This is a genomic window from Limnohabitans sp. (genome assembly GCF_046052825.1).
In the GTDB taxonomy this organism is placed as follows: Bacteria; Pseudomonadota; Gammaproteobacteria; order Burkholderiales; family Burkholderiaceae_C; genus Limnohabitans.
In genome coordinates this window covers 20,147-37,758 of record NZ_JAVLFP010000009.1, presented here as the reverse complement: position 1 = coordinate 37,758, position 17,612 = coordinate 20,147, and the positions used below count along the sequence as shown (strand labels likewise).

At 55.8% G+C, this 17,612-nt stretch carries 21 protein-coding genes; 16 read left to right on the top strand and 5 right to left on the bottom strand.

Features of this window, described 5'->3' with window-relative positions; all coding sequences use genetic code 11:
• The 6 genes from ACKWJN_RS01800 to ACKWJN_RS01775 form a co-directional block, all read left to right on the top strand.
• Window positions 1–207: c-type cytochrome (locus tag ACKWJN_RS01800; protein WP_408593965.1), on the top strand; the 207-nt coding region annotated here is incomplete at its 5' end.
• A 28-nt stretch (window positions 208–235) separates the two neighbouring features.
• Window positions 236–1,867: a cytochrome c oxidase subunit I gene (ctaD, locus tag ACKWJN_RS01795; protein WP_408593963.1), complete on the top strand. Its 1,632-nt coding sequence runs from the start codon at window positions 236–238 to the stop codon at window positions 1,865–1,867.
• Window positions 1,868–1,872: 5 nt separating this feature from the next.
• A complete protein-coding gene (locus tag ACKWJN_RS01790) occupies window positions 1,873–1,983 on the top strand; it encodes a cytochrome oxidase small assembly protein (protein WP_408593961.1) in 111 nt (36 codons plus the stop codon).
• Window positions 1,984–1,988: 5 nt separating this feature from the next.
• Entirely contained in the window at window positions 1,989–2,591 is a 603-nt protein-coding gene (locus tag ACKWJN_RS01785) for a cytochrome c oxidase assembly protein (protein ID WP_408593959.1), read from the top strand.
• A complete protein-coding gene (locus ACKWJN_RS01780) occupies window positions 2,588–2,782 on the top strand; it encodes a DUF2970 domain-containing protein (protein ID WP_408593957.1) in 195 nt (64 codons plus the stop codon). Before ACKWJN_RS01785 ends, ACKWJN_RS01780 begins: the two co-directional genes overlap by 4 nt.
• A 13-nt stretch (window positions 2,783–2,795) precedes the next feature.
• Window positions 2,796–3,677: a cytochrome c oxidase subunit 3 gene (locus ACKWJN_RS01775; protein WP_408593955.1), complete on the top strand. Its 882-nt coding sequence runs from the start codon at window positions 2,796–2,798 to the stop codon at window positions 3,675–3,677.
• A gap of 56 nt (window positions 3,678–3,733) precedes the next feature.
• Here the strand turns inward: ACKWJN_RS01775 and ACKWJN_RS01770 are convergent, their stop codons facing one another.
• The gene (locus ACKWJN_RS01770) at window positions 3,734–3,955 is read right to left on the bottom strand and encodes a twin transmembrane helix small protein (RefSeq protein WP_408593954.1); all 222 of its coding nucleotides are present in this window, start codon (window positions 3,953–3,955) and stop codon (window positions 3,734–3,736) included.
• A gap of 16 nt (window positions 3,956–3,971) precedes the next feature.
• On the opposite strand from ACKWJN_RS01770, the gene ACKWJN_RS01765 reads away from it, so the two are divergent.
• The 5 genes from ACKWJN_RS01765 to ACKWJN_RS01745 are packed head-to-tail and all read left to right on the top strand — an operon-like array spanning window position 3,972 to window position 8,016.
• The gene (locus ACKWJN_RS01765; protein ID WP_408593952.1) at window positions 3,972–4,718 is read left to right on the top strand and encodes an SURF1 family protein; all 747 of its coding nucleotides are present in this window, start codon (window positions 3,972–3,974) and stop codon (window positions 4,716–4,718) included.
• Window positions 4,696–5,388: a hypothetical protein gene (locus ACKWJN_RS01760; RefSeq protein WP_408593950.1), complete on the top strand. Its 693-nt coding sequence runs from the start codon at window positions 4,696–4,698 to the stop codon at window positions 5,386–5,388. The genes ACKWJN_RS01765 and ACKWJN_RS01760 overlap by 23 nt, the downstream gene beginning before the upstream one ends.
• 1 nt (window position 5,389) lies before the next feature.
• Window positions 5,390–6,514, top strand: coding sequence for a COX15/CtaA family protein (locus tag ACKWJN_RS01755; protein WP_408593948.1), 1,125 nt, complete (start codon window positions 5,390–5,392; stop codon window positions 6,512–6,514).
• An 18-nt stretch (window positions 6,515–6,532) separates the two neighbouring features.
• Window positions 6,533–7,420 carry a heme o synthase gene (gene cyoE, locus ACKWJN_RS01750; protein ID WP_408593947.1) on the top strand — a complete coding sequence of 296 codons (888 nt, stop codon included), beginning with the start codon at window positions 6,533–6,535 and terminating at the stop codon, window positions 7,418–7,420.
• Window positions 7,421–7,425: 5 nt separating this feature from the next.
• The gene (locus tag ACKWJN_RS01745) at window positions 7,426–8,016 is read left to right on the top strand and encodes an SCO family protein (protein WP_408593945.1); all 591 of its coding nucleotides are present in this window, start codon (window positions 7,426–7,428) and stop codon (window positions 8,014–8,016) included.
• Between the two features lie 60 nt (window positions 8,017–8,076).
• On the opposite strand, the gene rpoH is transcribed toward ACKWJN_RS01745, so the two are convergent.
• The 4 genes from rpoH to ACKWJN_RS01725 all read right to left on the bottom strand — a co-directional run bounded on the left by rpoH (window position 8,077) and on the right by ACKWJN_RS01725 (window position 11,895).
• Window positions 8,077–9,009, bottom strand: coding sequence for an RNA polymerase sigma factor RpoH (gene rpoH / locus ACKWJN_RS01740; protein WP_408593943.1), 933 nt, complete (start codon window positions 9,007–9,009; stop codon window positions 8,077–8,079).
• A gap of 148 nt (window positions 9,010–9,157) precedes the next feature.
• A complete protein-coding gene (locus tag ACKWJN_RS01735) occupies window positions 9,158–9,958 on the bottom strand; it encodes an enoyl-CoA hydratase/isomerase family protein (protein ID WP_408593941.1) in 801 nt (266 codons plus the stop codon).
• Window positions 9,959–9,967: 9 nt separating this feature from the next.
• Entirely contained in the window at window positions 9,968–10,684 is a 717-nt protein-coding gene (locus ACKWJN_RS01730) for an NAD(P)H-dependent oxidoreductase (RefSeq protein WP_408593939.1), read from the bottom strand.
• 17 nt (window positions 10,685–10,701) lie between these two features.
• A complete protein-coding gene (locus ACKWJN_RS01725) occupies window positions 10,702–11,895 on the bottom strand; it encodes an acyl-CoA dehydrogenase family protein (RefSeq protein ID WP_408593937.1) in 1,194 nt (397 codons plus the stop codon).
• A gap of 279 nt (window positions 11,896–12,174) precedes the next feature.
• On the opposite strand from ACKWJN_RS01725, the gene ACKWJN_RS01720 reads away from it, so the two are divergent.
• The 5 genes from ACKWJN_RS01720 to ACKWJN_RS01700 are packed head-to-tail and all read left to right on the top strand — an operon-like array spanning window position 12,175 to window position 17,585.
• The gene (locus ACKWJN_RS01720; protein WP_408593935.1) at window positions 12,175–12,969 is read left to right on the top strand and encodes an ABC transporter ATP-binding protein; all 795 of its coding nucleotides are present in this window, start codon (window positions 12,175–12,177) and stop codon (window positions 12,967–12,969) included.
• Window positions 12,966–13,769, top strand: coding sequence for an ABC transporter ATP-binding protein (locus ACKWJN_RS01715; protein WP_408593933.1), 804 nt, complete (start codon window positions 12,966–12,968; stop codon window positions 13,767–13,769). Before ACKWJN_RS01720 ends, ACKWJN_RS01715 begins: the two co-directional genes overlap by 4 nt.
• Window positions 13,766–15,670: an AMP-dependent synthetase/ligase gene (locus ACKWJN_RS01710; protein ID WP_408593931.1), complete on the top strand. Its 1,905-nt coding sequence runs from the start codon at window positions 13,766–13,768 to the stop codon at window positions 15,668–15,670. The genes ACKWJN_RS01715 and ACKWJN_RS01710 overlap by 4 nt, the downstream gene beginning before the upstream one ends.
• Window positions 15,667–16,539 carry a branched-chain amino acid ABC transporter permease gene (locus tag ACKWJN_RS01705; protein WP_408593929.1) on the top strand — a complete coding sequence of 291 codons (873 nt, stop codon included), beginning with the start codon at window positions 15,667–15,669 and terminating at the stop codon, window positions 16,537–16,539. The genes ACKWJN_RS01710 and ACKWJN_RS01705 overlap by 4 nt, the downstream gene beginning before the upstream one ends.
• Window positions 16,539–17,585 (top strand): branched-chain amino acid ABC transporter permease, encoded by a 1,047-nt coding sequence (locus tag ACKWJN_RS01700; RefSeq protein ID WP_408593927.1) that lies wholly within the window; start codon window positions 16,539–16,541, stop codon window positions 17,583–17,585. The genes ACKWJN_RS01705 and ACKWJN_RS01700 overlap by 1 nt, the downstream gene beginning before the upstream one ends.
• Window positions 17,586–17,612 lie beyond the last annotated feature (27 nt).

Below are 17,612 nucleotides of genomic sequence, written 5' to 3'. Positions count from 1 at the left end.
AAGGCCTTGGACGGATCTGCTGTCGTGTTGAACTCTGACGCTGGCAAACAAATCCACGTCTTGCTCAATGGCCAAAACAACGCCATGCCTGCATGGAAACAACTGAGCGACACCGACATTGCTGCGGTGATTAGCTACACCAAAAACAATTGGTCCAACAAGACCGGCCAGCTGGTTCAGCCCGCCGATGTCAAGGCCGCACGTTAATTCGGCCCGCGTTTAGAAGGAACACATCATGAGCGCAGTACTCGATCCCCACGGCCACGCCGCAGGCGACCACGGCCACGACGACCACCACGGTGCCCCACACGGCTGGCGCCGCTGGGTGTACGCCACCAACCACAAAGACATTGGTACTTTGTACCTGTTGTTTGCATTCACCATGTTGATCATCGGTGGTGTTTTGGCCTTGCTGATTCGCGCCGAGCTGTTTCAGCCCGGCTTGCAATTGGTCAACCCTGAGTTGTTCAACCAACTCACCACCATGCACGGCCTGATCATGGTGTTTGGCGCCATCATGCCGGCCTTTGTGGGCTTTGCGAACTGGATGATTCCGTTGCAAATTGGTGCTTCGGACATGGCCTTTGCCCGCATGAATAACTTCAGCTTTTGGCTGATGATTCCTGCCGCCACCATGCTGGCTGGTTCGTTCTTCATGCCCGGTGGCGCACCTGCTGCGGGCTGGACCTTGTATGCACCCTTGACCCTGCAAATGGGTCCTTCGATGGACGCTGGTATTTTTGCTATGCACATCTTGGGTGCTTCGTCGATCATGGGCTCCATCAACATCATCGTCACCATCTTGAACATGCGCGCCCCCGGCATGACCTTGATGAAGATGCCGATGTTCGTGTGGACATGGTTGATCACCGCCTACTTGCTGATTGCTGTGATGCCCGTGTTGGCTGGCGCGATCACCATGACGTTGACCGACCGCCACTTTGGCACGACTTTCTTCAACCCTGCCGGTGGTGGTGACCCCATCATGTACCAGCACATCTTCTGGTTCTTTGGACACCCTGAGGTGTACATCATGATCTTGCCGGCTTTCGGCATCATCAGCCACATCGTGCCAGCTTTTGCTCGCAAGAGGTTGTTCGGTTACGCCTCGATGGTGTATGCCACTTCTTCGATCGCCATCTTGTCGTTCATCGTTTGGGCACACCACATGTATGCCACAGGCATGCCTGTGACAGGTCAGTTGTTTTTCATGTACGCCACGATGTTGATCTCTGTGCCCACCGGCGTGAAGGTGTTCAACTGGATTGCCACCATGTGGAAGGGATCGATGACCTTCGAGACCCCCATGTTGTTTGCAGTCGGTTTCATCTTCGTGTTCACCATGGGTGGCTTCACGGGCTTGATTTTGTCGATGGCTCCGATTGACACCCAAGTGCAAGACACCTACTACGTGGTGGCCCACTTCCACTACGTGTTGGTGGCGGGTTCGCTGTTTGCCATGTTTGCGGGCTTCTACTACTGGTGCCCCAAGTGGACCGGTGTGATGTACAACGAGACACGCGGCAAGATCCATTTCTGGTGGACCCTGATTTCTTTCAACGTCACTTTCTTCCCGATGCACTTTTTGGGATTGGCCGGTATGCCACGTCGCTATGCCGACTACCCCATGCAGTTCGCCGACTTCAATGCTTTGGCTTCGGTGGGTGCGTTCTTCTTCGGTTTCGCTCAGGTCTACTTCTTCTTCTTTGTCGTGTTGCCCGCCATGCGCGGTCATGGCGAAAAAGCCAGTGCCAAGCCTTGGGAAGCTGCAGAAGGTTTGGAGTGGGAAGTGCCTTCGCCTGCCCCGTTCCACACCTTTGAGACACCTCCTAAGCTGGACGCCACCGCAACCCGTGTGATTGGTTGAAGCTGATGACGCCTGAACAACGCAAGCAAAACCTCCGTCTGGGCCTGATCTTGGCCTCAGTGGCGGTGGTTTTCTTTGTGGGTTTCTTCATCAAAGTCATTCTGCTCAACCGCTGATCCTCATGGTGAACATGCGCAACAACCTCCTCATGCTGAGAAAGCTGCTCATCGTGGCAGCTGGCATGTTTGCGTTTGGCTATGCGCTGGTGCCCATGTACAAAGCCATTTGTGAATTCACAGGTATCAACATCTTGGCCTTGGGTGAGCGTGAAATACCAGGCACGGGCAGTGCACGCGCGAAGCTCACCAACACCCAGGTTGACACCTCGCGCACCATCACGGTCGAGTTTGATGCCAATGCCCGTGGGCCCTGGTTGTTCAAGCCTGCTCAGAGTTCGGTGCAAGTTCACCCGGGCGAGATGACGACCATCATGTACGAGTTTCAAAACGTGCAAGATCGCGTCATGTCAGCCCAAGCCATTCCCAGCTATGCGCCGCGTCAAGCCGCAGCGCATTTCAACAAGCTGGAATGTTTTTGTTTCAATCAGTACACCTTGGCCCCTGGTGAGAAAAAACAGTGGCCTGTGGTGTTCGTGATTGATCCCAAGCTGTCCAAGAACGTGACCACCATCACGCTGTCGTACACCTTCTTTGAAGTGGGCTCTAAGACGCCAGCAGCGCCAACTGCTGCGGCGGATGTGACACACAAAGGGGCGGGTGCATGAGCCGCAAGTCGTCGTTGATGCGCTCGGTGATTGCTGTGGCCTGGTCGTTTTTGGGAATTCGCAAAAGCAGCGAATTCCAACAAGACATCGAAAAGATCTCCCCCTTGCACATTTTGGGCGTCGGGTTGGTCGCAGGTTTGTTATTTGTGGCCGGGTTGATCGTCTTGGTCAACTTGGTCGTCGCGAAATAAAGAAGGAGTGGAAATGAGTAGCACCGCACATGGCGCAACGCCCTATTACTACGTGCCCCATGCGTCACGTCATCCCGCGATGGCGGCGTTGGGTTTGTTTTTTGTCATCCTTGGCGCAGGCCAATGGGTCAATGGCGCAGACTGGGGCAAGTACTCCTTGTTCTTTGGCCTGGTCTTTTGGTTGGGTGTCTTGTACCAGTGGTTTGGTGAAGCCATCGCCGAGAGTGAAGGCGGCCAGTACGGCCACAAAATTGATTTGTCTTACCGCTGGAGCATGAGCTGGTTTATCTTCTCGGAAGTGATGTTCTTTGGTGCCTTCTTCTCTGCCTTGTGGTGGGCCCGCTCACACTCGGTGCCCATGCTGGGCAGCTTGGACAACGCCCTGTTGTGGCCCGACTTCAAAGCCGTTTGGCCGACCATGGCCGCAGGTGCGACAGCATCCCCTGCGGGCATCATCGAGCCGTTCCAAACCATGACGCCGTTTTGGCTGCCCACCATCAACACTGCGTTGCTGTTGAGCTCTGGCGTGACCTTGACCGTTGCGCACCACGCATTGCGTGAGAACGACCGTTCAACCACCATCAAGTTCATGTGGCTGACTGTGTTGCTGGGTGTGGTGTTCTTGTTTGTGCAGGGTTACGAGTACTACCACGCGTACCATGAGATGAACCTCAAGCTCAGCTCTGGTGTCTACGGTTCAACCTTCTTCATGTTGACAGGCTTCCATGGCTTTCACGTGTTCTTGGGCATGTTGATGTTGTTGGTCATCACTTTGCGTTTGCAAAAAGGCCACTTCACGGCTGACAAGCATTTTGGTTTTGAAGGTGCCGCATGGTACTGGCACTTTGTGGACGTGGTGTGGTTGGGCTTGTACATCTTGGTGTACTGGATGTAACGCACCTGCCTGTCAAAGCAAAGGCCGCCTGTGCGGCCTTTGTTGTTTTGGCGTGTTTATTGGCCGGGGGCAATGCCTGTGGGTTGGATGTAGCCGAGTTTCCATCCAACCAAAATACAGAGAAACAACAGGATCGAGAAACCGACCCGCATCGCCAAAGCTTTGACCATCTTGCTCGATTTGGGTTGGCCATTGCGGCCATCACGCATCATGAAGACCAGAGCCGAGATCAGGCTCCCCAAAATGGCCACAAAGGCAATAGCAACAATGAATTTCATACGCTCGATTATCGCCATGCCGCGGGACCGCCATGTGGTGTGGGTGACGCTCGCCATGTGCGTCGGTGTGGCGTTGACGGTGCGTCTGGGATTTTGGCAAGTCTCGCGTGCCGAGGAAAAACAACAACGCCATGACGCCATCCAAGTCCAAATGGACAAGCCTGTGCTGGACACCGCGCAATTGCTAGAACAACCCGATCAGTTCCAGCAACTGCATCGGCGTATCAGCTTGCTTGGATTCTGGTTGCCTGAGCACACCGTGTACTTGGACAATCGACCCATGAACGGTCGGGCAGGGTTCTGGGTCCTGACACCGCTGGCCTTGGATGGTGACCATTGGGTGTTGGTGCAACGTGGGTGGGTACCGCGTCATCAACAAGATCGCACCTTGCTGCCGCCCATCGAGACACCGAAAGGCGTGGTTCATCTGCAAGGACGCATCGCTTTGCCGCCTTCGGACCTGTTGCATTTGGGGGCTGATGGCGCAACACCAGCGCCCGAATCAGGGGCAAGCGCAATTCGGCAAAATCTAGACCTTGCGCAATACGCCAAGACCCTCCATGGCGAGGTCATGGCGGTGGTGCTTCAAACAGACCCGGCCTCTGACGGCGTGTTGCGTGATTGGCCTGAAATTTCTGCAGGTGTCGAAAAACATCTGGCTTATGCCTTCCAATGGTTTGCGCTGGCTGCTCTGCAGTTGGGGCTCTACCTTTGGTTTCAATGGATCAAACCTTACTGCTATGTCCGACACACAACGTCCTGAATCTGACCATCCTTTGGGCTTGACGGTGTACGACTTGCCATCCCCCCAAGATGTGGCCCAAGCAGATGCCAAGCGCACGGCCATGGGGCGCTTGCGCATGGTGATTGTTTTGTTGGTGTGTGCAGCACCCGTCGTGGCCTCGTATTTCACCTATTACGTGGTGCGTCCGGAAGGTCGCCGTAATTTTGGCGAGTTGATTGAACCTACGCGCGCGCTCCCTGCCATCACCGCGCACACCTTGACAGGTGAGTCTGTGGCCTTGCCTGATCTCAAAGGTCAGTGGTTGTTGGTCAGCGTGTCAGGCGGCGCCTGCCCGACAGACTGCCAAACTCGTTTGTATTTGCAGCGGCAAATCCTCACTGGTCTGGGCAAAGACCGGCCTCGCACAGAGTGGGTGTGGTTGATCGATGACGCAGAGCCGGTGCCCGCCGAGTTGTTGCCCGGCCTCAAAGAAGCCACGGTGCTGCGTGTGGACGCTGCAGCATTGCATCAATGGTTGGCGCCTGCGAGCGGGCAAGCACTGTCCGATCATCTGTATGTGGTGGATCCCCATGGCCAATGGATGATGCGTTTTCCGCCCAAGCTTTCGACAGACGGTGCTCTCAAAGCCAAGCGCGACATCGAACGTTTGCTGCGTGCCGCCGCTTCCTGGGACGAAGCTGGACGCTGACATGCAACTCGACAATTTGTACAACTTCGGGCCCGTGCTTCATCTGCTGGTGATGGGTGCGTTGGTGGCCATGTTGCCCCTGTGTTGGGTGTGGCTGCGCAACCCTCGTGCGTCGACGGCACACCGCGTGCAGATGCTCACGGCGATCACTTTGTTTGTGACCTTTGACTTGGTGCTGTTTGGTGCCTTCACCCGCTTGACCGATTCAGGCCTGGGTTGCCCGGACTGGCCGGGTTGCTACGGACACGCAAGCCCAATGGGCGCGCAGACAGCGATTGAACTGGCCCAACAGCAAATGCCCACAGGGCCTGTGACGCACACCAAGGCTTGGATTGAAATGGTTCACCGTTACATGGCCATGGCCGTGGGGGGGCTGATCCTCACCTTGGCGGCATTTGCCTGGGTGCGACGGCTGCGTGGCGATGATCGCGCCCAGGTGGTGTTGCCAACGCTGACCTTGGTGTGGGTGTGCTTGCAAGGCGCGTTCGGAGCGCTCACGGTCACCATGAAGTTGTTTCCCCTGGTGGTGACCTTGCACCTGTTGGGCGCTTTGATCTTGTTGGCGTTGCTGACCCTGCAAGTGCAGCGACAACGGCTGTCAGCCGGTGGGCTCACCCGTGTCGCGCTGGGCGCCTCTTTGCGTGTTGGCTTGTTTCTCGGCTTGGTTTTGCTGATGGTTCAGGTCGTCATGGGGGGATGGGTCAGTACCAATTACGCGGTGTTGGCTTGCAACACCTTTCCCCAATGTCAAAACAGCTGGTGGCCCTTGATGGACTTTGCACAGGGATTCACCCTGTGGCGCCCCTTGGGATTGGATGCGCAAGGCGAGGTCTTGCGCTTTGAATCCCTCACGGCCATTCACTATGCCCATCGGCTTGCGGCCTATGTGGTGTTGACCTTTTTGGGTGTGTTGGCTTGGCGCTTGCGTCGTGTGGCTGCGCTGCGTGCCCCAGGGGTTGGCTTGTGGGTGTTGCTGGGCCTGCAATTGTTGACGGGCTTGTCCAACGTGGTGTTGGACTGGCCTTTGTTCACAGCTGTGCTGCATACCGGTGGCGCTGCGGCCCTGATGGTGCTGCTGGTGGGTGTATTGGCGGGTACGCGTGCCACGCGTGACGCTTTGAATTGATGTTGTGAGTTTTATGCCATGAGCGATGTTCGTCCTTCCCTTTCCCGCTGGCGTCAGTTCAATGCGCTGACCAAACCCCGCGTGATCCAGCTCATCGTCTTTTGCGCTTTGATCGGCATGGTGTTGGCTGTGCCTGGCCTGCCGACGTGGGCAGAAGTCAAGCTGGCTGCCTTGGCCTGTTTGGGCATTTGGTTTGTGTCTGGGGCCGCTGCAGCGTTCAACTGTTTGGTAGAAAAAGGCATCGACTCGCGCATGAAGCGCACCGCCTGGCGGCCTACCGCCAAAGGCGAGTTGAGCGACCGCGACACCTTGATGTTTTCTACCGCCATGTGCGCGGTCGGGTCGTGGATTTTGTACGTCTGGGTCAACCCCCTCACCATGTGGCTCACCTTCGCCACCTTCGTGGGTTATGCCGTGGTCTACACCGTGATCTTGAAGCCCTTGACGCCGCAAAACATCGTCATCGGCGGCGCCTCGGGTGCCATGCCGCCCGTGCTGGGTTGGGCGGCCATGACCGGTGAGGTAGGGCCTGAAGCGCTGATTCTTTTCTTGATCATCTTCTTGTGGACTCCGCCGCATTTTTGGGCCCTGGCCCTTTACCGTGTCGAGGACTACCGCAAGTCCGGCCTGCCCATGCTGCCGGTCACGCATGGCAATGAATTCACGCGTTTGCAAATCGTCCTCTACACCTGGGTCTTGTTTGCCGCGTGTTTGATGCCATTCATCTACCGCATGAGCGGCTGGGTGTACTTGGGTGGCGCGGTGATCCTGAGTATTGGCTTTTGCGCTTACGGCTGGGCCCTGTGGCGCAATTACTCCGATGCGTTGGCCCGCAAAACCTTTCGCTTTTCACTCATTCATTTGAGCCTGTTGTTTGCGGTGCTCTTGATCGACCATTACCTGTGATGCTTATGTTCACGCGACGCGCACTTTTGTCCTGCTGGGGGGCACTCACCATGGCCACCTTGGTGGCTTGCAGCCCTGACAAGCCCAGCTTCAAAGCGATTGACATCACAGGCGCTGACTATGCGCGCGGCTTCACACTGAGCGACCACCAGGGTCAAACCCGCAGCTTGTCGGATTTCAAAGGCAAGGTGGTGGTGGTGTTCTTTGGCTACACCCAGTGCCCGGATGTGTGTCCGACCACCCTGGGTGAGTTGGCCGAAGTCAAGCGCTTGTTAGGCCCCGAGGGTGACAAACTGCAAGGCGTGTTCGTCACGGTAGACCCCGCGCGCGACACGGCAGAAATGCTCAAGGCCTACATGGCCAACTTCGATCCGACCTTTGTGGCCTTCATTCCCACGCCAGAGCAGTTGGCGGTCGTGGCCAAGGATTACAAGGTGTATTACAAAAAGGTCGATGGCAAAACAGCCACCAGCTACACCTTGGACCACTCGGCTGGCAGCTACGTGTACGACCCCCAAGGAAACCTGCGCCTGTTCAGCCGCTACGGCAGCGGGCCACAGGCTTTGGTGCAAGACATTCGGACCTTGCTGAAATGAAAAAGGCCGCTTGGTGAGCGCACACCATGAAGCGGCCTTTGGGCGAAGCAGCGCCTGGCTTTAAGCGTATTGGGCCAAAGCCGCTTTCATCTTTTTCATCGCTGCCACCTCAATTTGGCGAATGCGCTCGGCGCTCACACCAAACTCAGCCGCCAAGTCATGCAGGGTCATCCCGCCTGAGCCGTTGTCTTCGACCTTCAACCAGCGTTCCTCCACAATACGACGGCTGCGTTCGTCCAGCACGTTCAGTGCAGCGGCAATGCCGTCAGACGCCAGCACATCGCGTTGGTGGGCGGCGATCATGGCGGTGGGTTCGTGGTTGGCGTCGGTCAAATACGTGATCGGGCCAAACGCGTCTTCGTTGTCATCGCTGGAGGTAGGGTCGAGCAACACATCGCCACCGGCCATGCGCATTTCCATCTCCACCACTTCTTCGGCTTTGACGTTGAGTTTGTGCGCCACAGCCTCCACCTCTTGGGGGTTCAAGGTGTTGCGGTGGGTGTCGCTGTCCATGGCCGACGCATCGGCCTTGAAGCCTTGCTTCATCGAGCGCAAATTGAAAAACAGTTTGCGCTGTGCCTTGGTTGTGGCCACTTTGACCATGCGCCAGTTTTTGAGGATGTACTCATGAATCTCGGCTTTGATCCAGTGCATGGCATAGCTCACCAAACGCACGCCTTGGTCAGGGTCAAAGCGTTTGACGGCTTTCATCAGCCCCACGTTGCCTTCTTGAATCAAGTCGGCGTGGGGCAGTCCATAACCCAAGTATTGACGTGAGACGGAGACCACCAAACGCAGGTGCGAGAGCACCAGTTTCCCGGCGGCTTCCAAGTCGTTGTTGTCACGCAGCTGGCGAGCGAACTCTTGCTCTTGTTCTAGCGTGAGCATGGGCAAGCGGTTGGCTGCCGAGATGTAGGCATCCAAGTTGCCAAGCGGGGGGACCAGCGACCAAGGGTTCGCGACGGTCAGTGCCGAGTGTGTGAGAGTTGTCATGTGTAGCCCTTTCGGTTACCAATGGCTGAATATTAGCACTCTTCAGGCGGGAGTGCCAAATTAACCCGGGTTTACCCTTTGTCTGGTCGGGGAGGGCTCGAATTGAGGGAAAGGTGACCAAGTTTGGCTGGAATTTGTAGAAAAGAGATCAAGACCCGGCGAAGAATTTTTGTACCCGTTGCACAAACTCCGGTTGCTGACTGGCGCGAACAAAACCTTCTAACTCCTGTGTCAAATGAGCATGCATGTCCTGTGTGGGGGCGGCACGCAACAGTTGTTTGATGTTGCGCAGCGACATGCTGGGCAGACTCAGCCATTTGGTCGTCACCGAGGCCACGCTGGGTTCAAGTTGCGCAACAGGCACGACTTGGTTGGCCAAACCCCAATCCAGCGCTTGCGGAGCCTCCAAAGAAGACTTGAGCGTGAACATTTCGAACGCACGCAAGGGATTGACCAACTGTGGCAGCAACCAAGAAGTACCTCCATCCGGGCTACCGCCTAGCTTGGCGTAGGCCATGTTGATGGCCACGTTGTCTGCCAGGATCACGTGATCGGCACACCAGATTAAACCTAAAGTCCCGCCAGCCGTAGCCCCTTGAACACCAACCACCACGGCTGCATCCAACGCACGCAGTTGTGAAATGGCGCGGTTGTAATACCCAATGGCAGTGCGCAGCCATTGCTCGATCTGGTTGTCTGAGATGGCTTGGGCAAACGCGGTGATGTCGCCGCCCACACCAAAATTCGGACCATCCGCCATGATGCTCAAGACGCGCGGTCGAGCTTGGCTGAGGTGACTTGCGGCATCGGCCAGGCCTGCCAATTCGTCCAAGCCCAAGGCATTGTGTTGGGCTGCGCGTGTGATGAGCAAGCAGGCGTGTTCGGGTGTGGGCCAATCCACACGGACCGTGGCTGTGGCATTGATGAACGGCTCGCGGCTTGAATGCATCAAAGCTCCTCAGTGTGCACGGGGACGGTCGTTGCCCGTGGGGATGTCCAGATGGTCGGCCAATTTCGGCATGGGCAAGGGCGTGAGTTGGTCGAGGTGTTGGAGGTAGTGGGCGTACGCTTGCAGCATCTGCGTGCGCTGCTCTGGCCCGATGTAGGGAACACCAAAGCCAATGAAAGGAGGCAGCACCGTCATGCCTGTGAAGCCCAGTACACCTCGCAAGAGTGGCATCAGCAGAGTGTTCATGTCCCCGTTGATGCCGTCGGTTTGAAACGATGCCTCGGGCGCACCCGTGGTGACGCACACCAAGGCGCGTTTGCCTCGTAACTTACCGCGTTCAAACTGTGCGCTGCGTCCGTAAACCACACCAGATAAGAACACCCGGTCAATCCAACCTTTGAGAATGGCAGGCATGCCAAACCACCACAAGGGGAATTGAAGCACCAGCAGATCGGCACGCTGCAAGGCATCCAGTTGCTGTGCGATCACAGCATTCAATGTGCCATGTGCTGCCGCGTGGCGCTGCTCCAGCGACAAATTCAATACCTGAGGGTTGAGGCTCTCCGTGAAGTCATCACGACCTGCAACCGGATCAAAGTTCATGGCATAGAGGTCTGAGACCTCCACCTTGTGGCCTTGTGCCTGCAAGGTTTCAATGGCGATATCGCGCATGGCCGCATTGAACGATTGCGGCTCTGGATGGGCATAAACCAAGAGCGCTTCCATGGTGTGGCCGCTGAGCTTTAACCGCGCAGCATTTCTTCGCTGATGATGATTTTTCGAACCTCGGTCGTGCCAGCCCCGATCTCCAGCAGCTTGATCGATCGATACAGGCGGTTAATTTCTGCACCCCAGATATAGCCTGTGCCTCCATGGATTTGCACGGCCTCGTTGAGCACTTTGTTCATCGTCTCAGCGGTGTACATCACAGACGCTGCAGTGATTTTGTGGATGCTGCCGCGGCCACCACCGCCAATTTCCAAATCGTTGGCCGCACGCAAGGCTTGGTAGGTGAACAAACGCATGGACTCCACCCACACATACATGTCGGCCAACTTCGAGCGAATCATTTGAAAGTCAGAAATCGGTTTGCCAAACTGAACCCGAGTACGTGCGTAGTCCAGCGAGAGTTCCAAGGCGCGCTCCGCAATACCCAAACAAATGGGCGAAATCATGGCGCGTTCCAAGTCCAGACCGCTCATCACCACCTTGACTCCTTCGTCAACATGGCCAACCAAGTTGGCAGCTGGGACCCGGCAGTTCTCAAACAGCAACTCTCCTGTTTGACTGCCTCTGAAGCCCATTTTTTCGAGTTTTTGGGCAACCTTGAAGCCCGGCATGTTTTTCTCAACGATGAATGCAGAAATTCCCTTGGCACCTTTGGATTTTTCGGTTTTGGCGTACACCAACAACACGTCTGCGACGGGGCCATTGGTGATGTAAATCTTGGTGCCGTTGAGCAAGTAATCATCCCCGTCACGCGTGGCGGTGGTGGCCATCGAGCCCAGCGCGTCTGAGCCTGCGCCCGGCTCTGTCAGCCCCAAGGCGCCCACCGTGCGCCCACTGATCAAGCCTGGCAAGTAGCGCGCACGCTGCTCTTCGTTGGCATTGCGGTAAATGTTGTAAAGGCACAGGTTTTCATGCGCCACCCAACTCAACGCCAAGGCATGGTTCCAGCGCGAGAAGGCTTGCAACACCAAGCCACTGGCAAACAAATCCATGCCTGCGCCACCATGGCTTTCGGGGATGGGGATGCCGAAATAGCCTGTGTCGCCCATGCTGGCAAACGCATGCTCAGGCCACCATTCCTCATCGTCCATGCGCTGGGCCAGTGGATGCATTTGCTCACGTGCAAACCGATCGGCTTGGTCGAGCATGGCCTGTTCGTCTTGAGAGAGTCCTGAAAATCGCAGATCAACGGCTGTGGTTGGCGTCATGGAAAGTCTCCTTCAAAGTGGCTGGGAAATTCGATAAATTAAAAATTGGGCGTCACTCAAAATAATGTAGAGCAAACTTGGACCTCTTGCAATTGATGTCTATGCCTCTAGGGAAAATACTTAACCCTCTTTAAAAAACCAATTAAAACAATGACTTGTATTGATGTTTATGCAAGATCGAATAGGTCCTCAGGCCGTTATTAATTTGAGCCCGGGTCATATTTTGTTGACATTCGAAAAATCAGCTTCCAAAATCAACCGCATGACTGTGGATGCACTATGTTGACCATCACCAACCTTCAGGTCTTTTATGACCGTGCGGTGGAAGCCCTGCGCGATGTCTCGCTGCAAGTGCGTCCAGGGCAGATCGTGGCCTTACTCGGCAGCAACGGGGCAGGCAAATCTACCGTGTTGAAATCCATTTGCGGTGTACTCTATCCCGAGGACGGTGAAATCATGGGCGGCAGCATCACCCATGAAGGCGCTTCTCTGGTGCAATTTGCACCCCACGACATTGTTCGCCGTGGCATCGTTCAAGTGCCTGAAGGTCGGCGCCTGTTTGACACCTTAACGGTCGAAGAAAACTTGCTCATGGGCGGCTATGCACGACCCGCCAGCGAAACCGCTGATGCGCTGGAGCAAGTGTTCACCTTGTTCCCGGCCGTTAAAACACACCGTCATCGTGTTTCAGGTTATTTGTCAGGCGGGCAGCAGCAGATGGTGGCGATAGGACGGGCCTTGATGGCCAAGCCGAAATTGTTGTTGCTTGACGAGCCTTCTTTGGGCTTAGCCCCCCAAATCATTGCTGAGATTTTTGACACGGTTCGCAAGTTGCGTGATGAGCAAGGCGTCACGGTCTTGCTGGTTGAGCAAAACGCGCAACTCGCTTTGTCTGTGGCTGACTACGGCTACATCATGGAGCGCGGTCGTGTGGTGTTGGACGCAACGCCTGAGAAGCTCTTGGCCAACGAAGACGTGAAAGAGTTTTACCTGGGCGTGCAAGCCGGTGGGCAGGAGCGGCGCAGCATGCGCGACATCAAACATTACAAGCGGCGTAAAAGGTGGTTGTCATGACATCTCCCCATCAGCCACTGCTGCAAATGTCGGGCGTGTTCAAACGCTTTGGTGGACTCGATGCCTTGTCTGGCATTGAGTTGAGTGTCATGCCCGGCCAGATCTACAGCATCATTGGCCCTAACGGTGCAGGAAAGACCACGCTGTTCAACTTGGCGTCTTGTCTGCTCGCACCTTCTTCCGGACAGATTGTTTTCAATGGCGAAGACATCACCGGTTTAGCCGCCCATCAGCTGTCCAAGCGCGGCATGGCACGCACCTTTCAGAACCTGGCGGTCTTCAAACACGAAACGGTGATTGACAACATCTTGACCGGCATGCACGCGCATTTGCACACCCACATCTGGAGTGCCGCCATGTTTTGGGGCAGTGCCCGCAAGGCAGAAATTGCAGCTCGCCAAGAGGCAGAAGAAATCGTTGAATTTCTAGAAATTGAAACCATCCGAGACATGCCAGTCGGCACGCTCTCGTATGGCCTGCAAAAACGCGTTGAGTTGGGACGTGCCTTGGCCATGCGGCCACGCTTGTTGTTGTTGGATGAAATGGTCTCCGGCATGAACCAAGAAGAGACCGAAGACATTGCGCGTTTTATCTTGGACATCCGTGAGGAACGGGGTGTCACCGTGATGATGATCGAGCATGACATGGGCATCGTGATGGATATTTCTGACCATGTGTGTGTGTTGAACTTTGGACGCAAGATTGCCAACGGCACACCTTCCGAGGTGTCTGCCAACCCGGAGGTGGTGGCCGCATACTTAGGCTTGGCCGCGCAAGATGTGCAGGGGCTTGTGGCATGAGCCGCCATGACCGCGCCTTGGCCGATGCGCAGATGCCACCTGGTTTGCGTGAAGGGCAAACCACCATGCCAGCGCTGCTGCGCTATCGTGCACAGCAAAAACCACATCACATGGCCTTGCGTGAAAAAGTGCGAGGGATTTGGCAGGGCGTGACTTGGTCAGACTATGCCCACCATGTGCAAGCGTTTGCCTTGTTCTTGAAATCACGCGGCTTTACCTCAGGAGACACCTTGGTGATCGCCTCCGATGGCACGCCTGAGTGGTTTTATGCCGACATGGCCGCTCAGTCGCTCGGTGGCGTCACCGTGGGCATTTATCCCACCAATCCTTGGCCTGAGTTGCAGTACATCGTGCGCCACTGCCGCGCCAAAGTGGCTGTGTGTGGCGATCAAGAGCAGACCGACAAAGTGCTCGAAGCCATGCGCCAAGGCGAGGGTATGCCCGACATGCAGCTGGTCCTGACGGTGGATTGGAAAGGCATGCGTCACTATGGCGATGCGTGCTTGATGTCCTGGCAAGATGCGTTGGCACAAGGCCGTTCCCTGGTGCAAGACGAGGCGCAGTTGGCCCAGTGGCATGCATGCGTTGACCAATTGCAACCCACGCAAGATGCCTTGATTGTGTACACCTCAGGCACCACCGGCATGCCCAAAGGTGCGCGCATTTCACACCGGGGTATCTTGCTCAATGCCGCCATGCTGGGTCAGGTCCACGGCTACAACGGCCAACCCTTGTCGGTGGTGTGTTATCTGCCTTTGTGCCATGTGGCTGAACGTTTGATGTCACCTGTCATGCAGCTGGCTTATGGCTCGGTGGTGTACTTTGCCGAATCCATCGATGCAGTCACGCAAAATTTGCGCGAAATCGGACCCAGTTATTTTTTTGGTGTGCCACGCATTTGGGAGAAGCTCCAACAGCACATCGTCATCGCCTCACAAGAAGCTAGGCCCTGGGTGCGTCAGGTGTTTGAACGCGCCTTGAAGGTGGCCATCCCCATTGCACAGCGCACCATTGACAACGGCGATCGACCGGTCAATTGGCGTGATGCACTTGTGGCGCGTTTGTTGCGGTGGTTGGTGTTCAGTAATTTGTTGGCCAGCGTCGGGCTAGACCGCACCTGGGTCTCGATGACGGGTGGTGCGTCTATTTCGCCTTCGGTGATTTTATTTTTCCGCGCCATGGGTTTGGCGATCTATCAAATTTACGGCATGACCGAAACCAGCGGTGTGACCCACACCCAGTGCTTTGGTAAATCGCGTTTGGGGTGGTGCGGGCCCTTGCTGCCTGAGGTGGTCGAGCATCGTGTGGGCAATGACGGTGAATTGATGGTGCGTGGCCCGATCACGTTCAGCGGTTACTTGTATGACCCCAAGGCCTCGCAAGAAGCTTTCACCGATGGCTGGTTGCACACCGGCGATGTGGTGGAAATAGATGGAGCCACCCAAGAAGTGCAAATCTTGGACCGCAAAAAAGCCATCCTCATCACCAGCGGTGGCAAAAACATCACCCCTTCGCTGATCGAAAACGCGCTCAAAGAAAGCATCTACATCAGCGAGGCCATCTTGCTCGGCGACGGGCGGCACTTTTTAGCGGCACTGATCCAAATCGATTTGGACACGGTCGGCAAATGGGCGCAAGAACGCGGCATGGCCTATACCACCTACGAATCACTGGCCAAGCTAGAAGGTGTCCATGGGTTGGTGGACGTGGCCGTCAAGGACGTGAACGAGCGTTTTTCAAGGGTGGAAAACATTCGCAAGTTCGTGATTCTGGGCAAGCAACTCGACCATGACGACGGTGAGTTGACCGCCACCATGAAGGTGCGTCGCAATGTGATCGAGAAAAAGTTCGCCACCGAAATTGCCAGCATTTACGGTCCTGCGCAGAAGGGCAACGCATGAATTACTTCCTCAATTTGCTGATGTCTGGTTTGGTGATCGGCTCGCTCTACGGCCTCATCGCCATGGGCTTTGCCATCGTCTACCGTGCCACCGGCATGGTGAACTTTGCGGTGGGCGAAGTGATGATGATGATCGCCTACATCAGCTACAACCTCGGACAAATTCCCGATCTCGGGTTCGTCGGCTTGTTGTGCACCACCATTCCCGTCGCCATGGTCTTGGGTTTGTGCATCGAGCGAGTTTTCATTCGACCGATGTTGGGGGAACCCATGTTCTCGCGGGTGATGGTCACCATTGGCTTGGCTGTGGTGATTCGCTCAACCGTGATCTTGATTTGGGGCGTGGAGCCCAAAGCCTATCCACGCCCTCTGGGGGACGGCATCCTCCGTTTTGGTGAACTGGCGCTGTACCCCGGTCAAATTTTCTCAGTGCTGGCTTTGGCGGTCTTGTGTTTGTTGATGGCCGCATTTTTTCGCCACTCGCGCATTGGCATCGCCATGCGCGCCACCTCCAACAACGAAACCACAGCATTGTTGATGGGCATCAACGTCAAGCACATCAGCGCCATTTCTTGGCTGTTGTCTTCCACCTTTGCAGCATTTGCCGGCCTGGCATTTTGTTTGATGTTCAGCCTAGAACCTGAAATTTCTCAAATGGGCTTGCGCGGTTTTCCAGCCAGCATTTTGGGGGGCCTCGACTCTGTGGTGGGCGGTGCCTTTGGTGGTTTGGTGATTGGTGTTGCCGAGAACATGGCGGGCGGGTACCTGGGCCGCGGACTCAAAGAAATTGCTGGCTTTGTGCTGATTGTGTTGGTGCTCATGGTCAAGCCGTATGGCTTGTTTGGGCAACGTGAAATTGAGCGTGTCTGATGCGAACCCGAACTTACCAAACCCATTACGCTGAGCTGGTCACGCTCACGCCCCACCGCTCCACATGGGGCTGGGCATTGACAGGCATTGCCGCTGTGGCCTGCATGCCCCTGTTGCTGGGCTCTCACGGTTTGAATATCTTGTCGACCATTTTTGTCATGGCCATTGGCATCTTGGGCCTCAACCTCTTAACCGGAGTGGCGGGTCAAATTTCACTTGGGCATGCTGGCTTCTTGCTGATTGGTGCCTATGCACAAGCCATACTGACCACCGATTACCACTTGCCAGCCTGGCTGGCCATGTTCTTGTCTGGCACGGTTGCAGCGCTGGCCAGCTTGGTGGTGGGTGTGCCATCTTTGCGTCTCAAAGGTTTGTACTTGGCCATCACCACCTTGGCGTTCACGTTCATCGTGCGTCACTTGGTGTTGTTTGCCGAAGACTTCACCCACGGCTCAGAGGGCATGGCGGTGGAACCGTTGAAGTTGTTCGGATATGCCATCAAAAGCGATATGCCTTTCTTTTATGTCGCGCTGGTGATGTTGTTGGTGTTTGTGCTGTTGACCCTCAACATCATGCGAACCCGCATTGGCCGCGCTTGGTTGGCCGTGCGCGACCATGACATTGCCGCGCGTGCCATGGGCATCAGCCTCATGCATTACAAGCTGCTGGCCTTCATGGTCAGTGCGTTTTATACCGGAGTGGCAGGCTCATTGGTGGCATTGCAAACCCGATTCATCAACGTCGACACCTTCAGCATCCTCATCAGCATCGAAGCCTTGGCCATGGTCATTGTGGGCGGCATGGGTCGCATCCACGGGGCCTTGCTGGGCACCGCTTTGATCTTGGTGTTGCCTGAGTTGTTGAACTTCGGATTTTCCTTGGCAGGTGACCGCTTCACCACCTTGATGGCCGACCGCATTTATGAAATCAAAGGCCTGATGTATGGCGTGGTGATTTTGTTGTTCTTGCGTTTAGAGCCAGAGGGGTTGGCCGGCATCTGGCGCAAGATCAAACGCTTTTGGGTCCATTGGCCCTTGTCGCAATGAGTGGAGTGTGAGTGTGCGGGTGGCATG

What these genes read in the sequence shown, in the direction of transcription:
- ctaD (WP_408593963.1), top strand. Translation starts at nt 236, where the DNA reads ATGAGCGCAGTACTCGATCCCCACGGCCACGCCGCAGGCGACCACGGC.
- ACKWJN_RS01790 (WP_408593961.1), top strand. Translation starts at nt 1,873, where the DNA reads ATGACGCCTGAACAACGCAAGCAAAACCTCCGTCTGGGCCTGATCTTG.
- ACKWJN_RS01785 (WP_408593959.1), top strand. Translation starts at nt 1,989, where the DNA reads ATGGTGAACATGCGCAACAACCTCCTCATGCTGAGAAAGCTGCTCATC.
- ACKWJN_RS01780 (WP_408593957.1), top strand. Translation starts at nt 2,588, where the DNA reads ATGAGCCGCAAGTCGTCGTTGATGCGCTCGGTGATTGCTGTGGCCTGG.
- ACKWJN_RS01775 (WP_408593955.1), top strand. Translation starts at nt 2,796, where the DNA reads ATGAGTAGCACCGCACATGGCGCAACGCCCTATTACTACGTGCCCCAT.
- ACKWJN_RS01770 (WP_408593954.1), bottom strand. Translation starts at nt 3,955, where the DNA reads ATGAAATTCATTGTTGCTATTGCCTTTGTGGCCATTTTGGGGAGCCTG.
- ACKWJN_RS01765 (WP_408593952.1), top strand. Translation starts at nt 3,972, where the DNA reads ATGCCGCGGGACCGCCATGTGGTGTGGGTGACGCTCGCCATGTGCGTC.
- ACKWJN_RS01760 (WP_408593950.1), top strand. Translation starts at nt 4,696, where the DNA reads ATGTCCGACACACAACGTCCTGAATCTGACCATCCTTTGGGCTTGACG.
- ACKWJN_RS01755 (WP_408593948.1), top strand. Translation starts at nt 5,390, where the DNA reads ATGCAACTCGACAATTTGTACAACTTCGGGCCCGTGCTTCATCTGCTG.
- cyoE (WP_408593947.1), top strand. Translation starts at nt 6,533, where the DNA reads ATGAGCGATGTTCGTCCTTCCCTTTCCCGCTGGCGTCAGTTCAATGCG.
- ACKWJN_RS01745 (WP_408593945.1), top strand. Translation starts at nt 7,426, where the DNA reads ATGTTCACGCGACGCGCACTTTTGTCCTGCTGGGGGGCACTCACCATG.
- rpoH (WP_408593943.1), bottom strand. Translation starts at nt 9,009, where the DNA reads ATGACAACTCTCACACACTCGGCACTGACCGTCGCGAACCCTTGGTCG.
- ACKWJN_RS01735 (WP_408593941.1), bottom strand. Translation starts at nt 9,958, where the DNA reads ATGCATTCAAGCCGCGAGCCGTTCATCAATGCCACAGCCACGGTCCGT.
- ACKWJN_RS01730 (WP_408593939.1), bottom strand. Translation starts at nt 10,684, where the DNA reads ATGGAAGCGCTCTTGGTTTATGCCCATCCAGAGCCGCAATCGTTCAAT.
- ACKWJN_RS01725 (WP_408593937.1), bottom strand. Translation starts at nt 11,895, where the DNA reads ATGACGCCAACCACAGCCGTTGATCTGCGATTTTCAGGACTCTCTCAA.
- ACKWJN_RS01720 (WP_408593935.1), top strand. Translation starts at nt 12,175, where the DNA reads ATGTTGACCATCACCAACCTTCAGGTCTTTTATGACCGTGCGGTGGAA.
- ACKWJN_RS01715 (WP_408593933.1), top strand. Translation starts at nt 12,966, where the DNA reads ATGACATCTCCCCATCAGCCACTGCTGCAAATGTCGGGCGTGTTCAAA.
- ACKWJN_RS01710 (WP_408593931.1), top strand. Translation starts at nt 13,766, where the DNA reads ATGAGCCGCCATGACCGCGCCTTGGCCGATGCGCAGATGCCACCTGGT.
- ACKWJN_RS01705 (WP_408593929.1), top strand. Translation starts at nt 15,667, where the DNA reads ATGAATTACTTCCTCAATTTGCTGATGTCTGGTTTGGTGATCGGCTCG.
- ACKWJN_RS01700 (WP_408593927.1), top strand. Translation starts at nt 16,539, where the DNA reads ATGCGAACCCGAACTTACCAAACCCATTACGCTGAGCTGGTCACGCTC.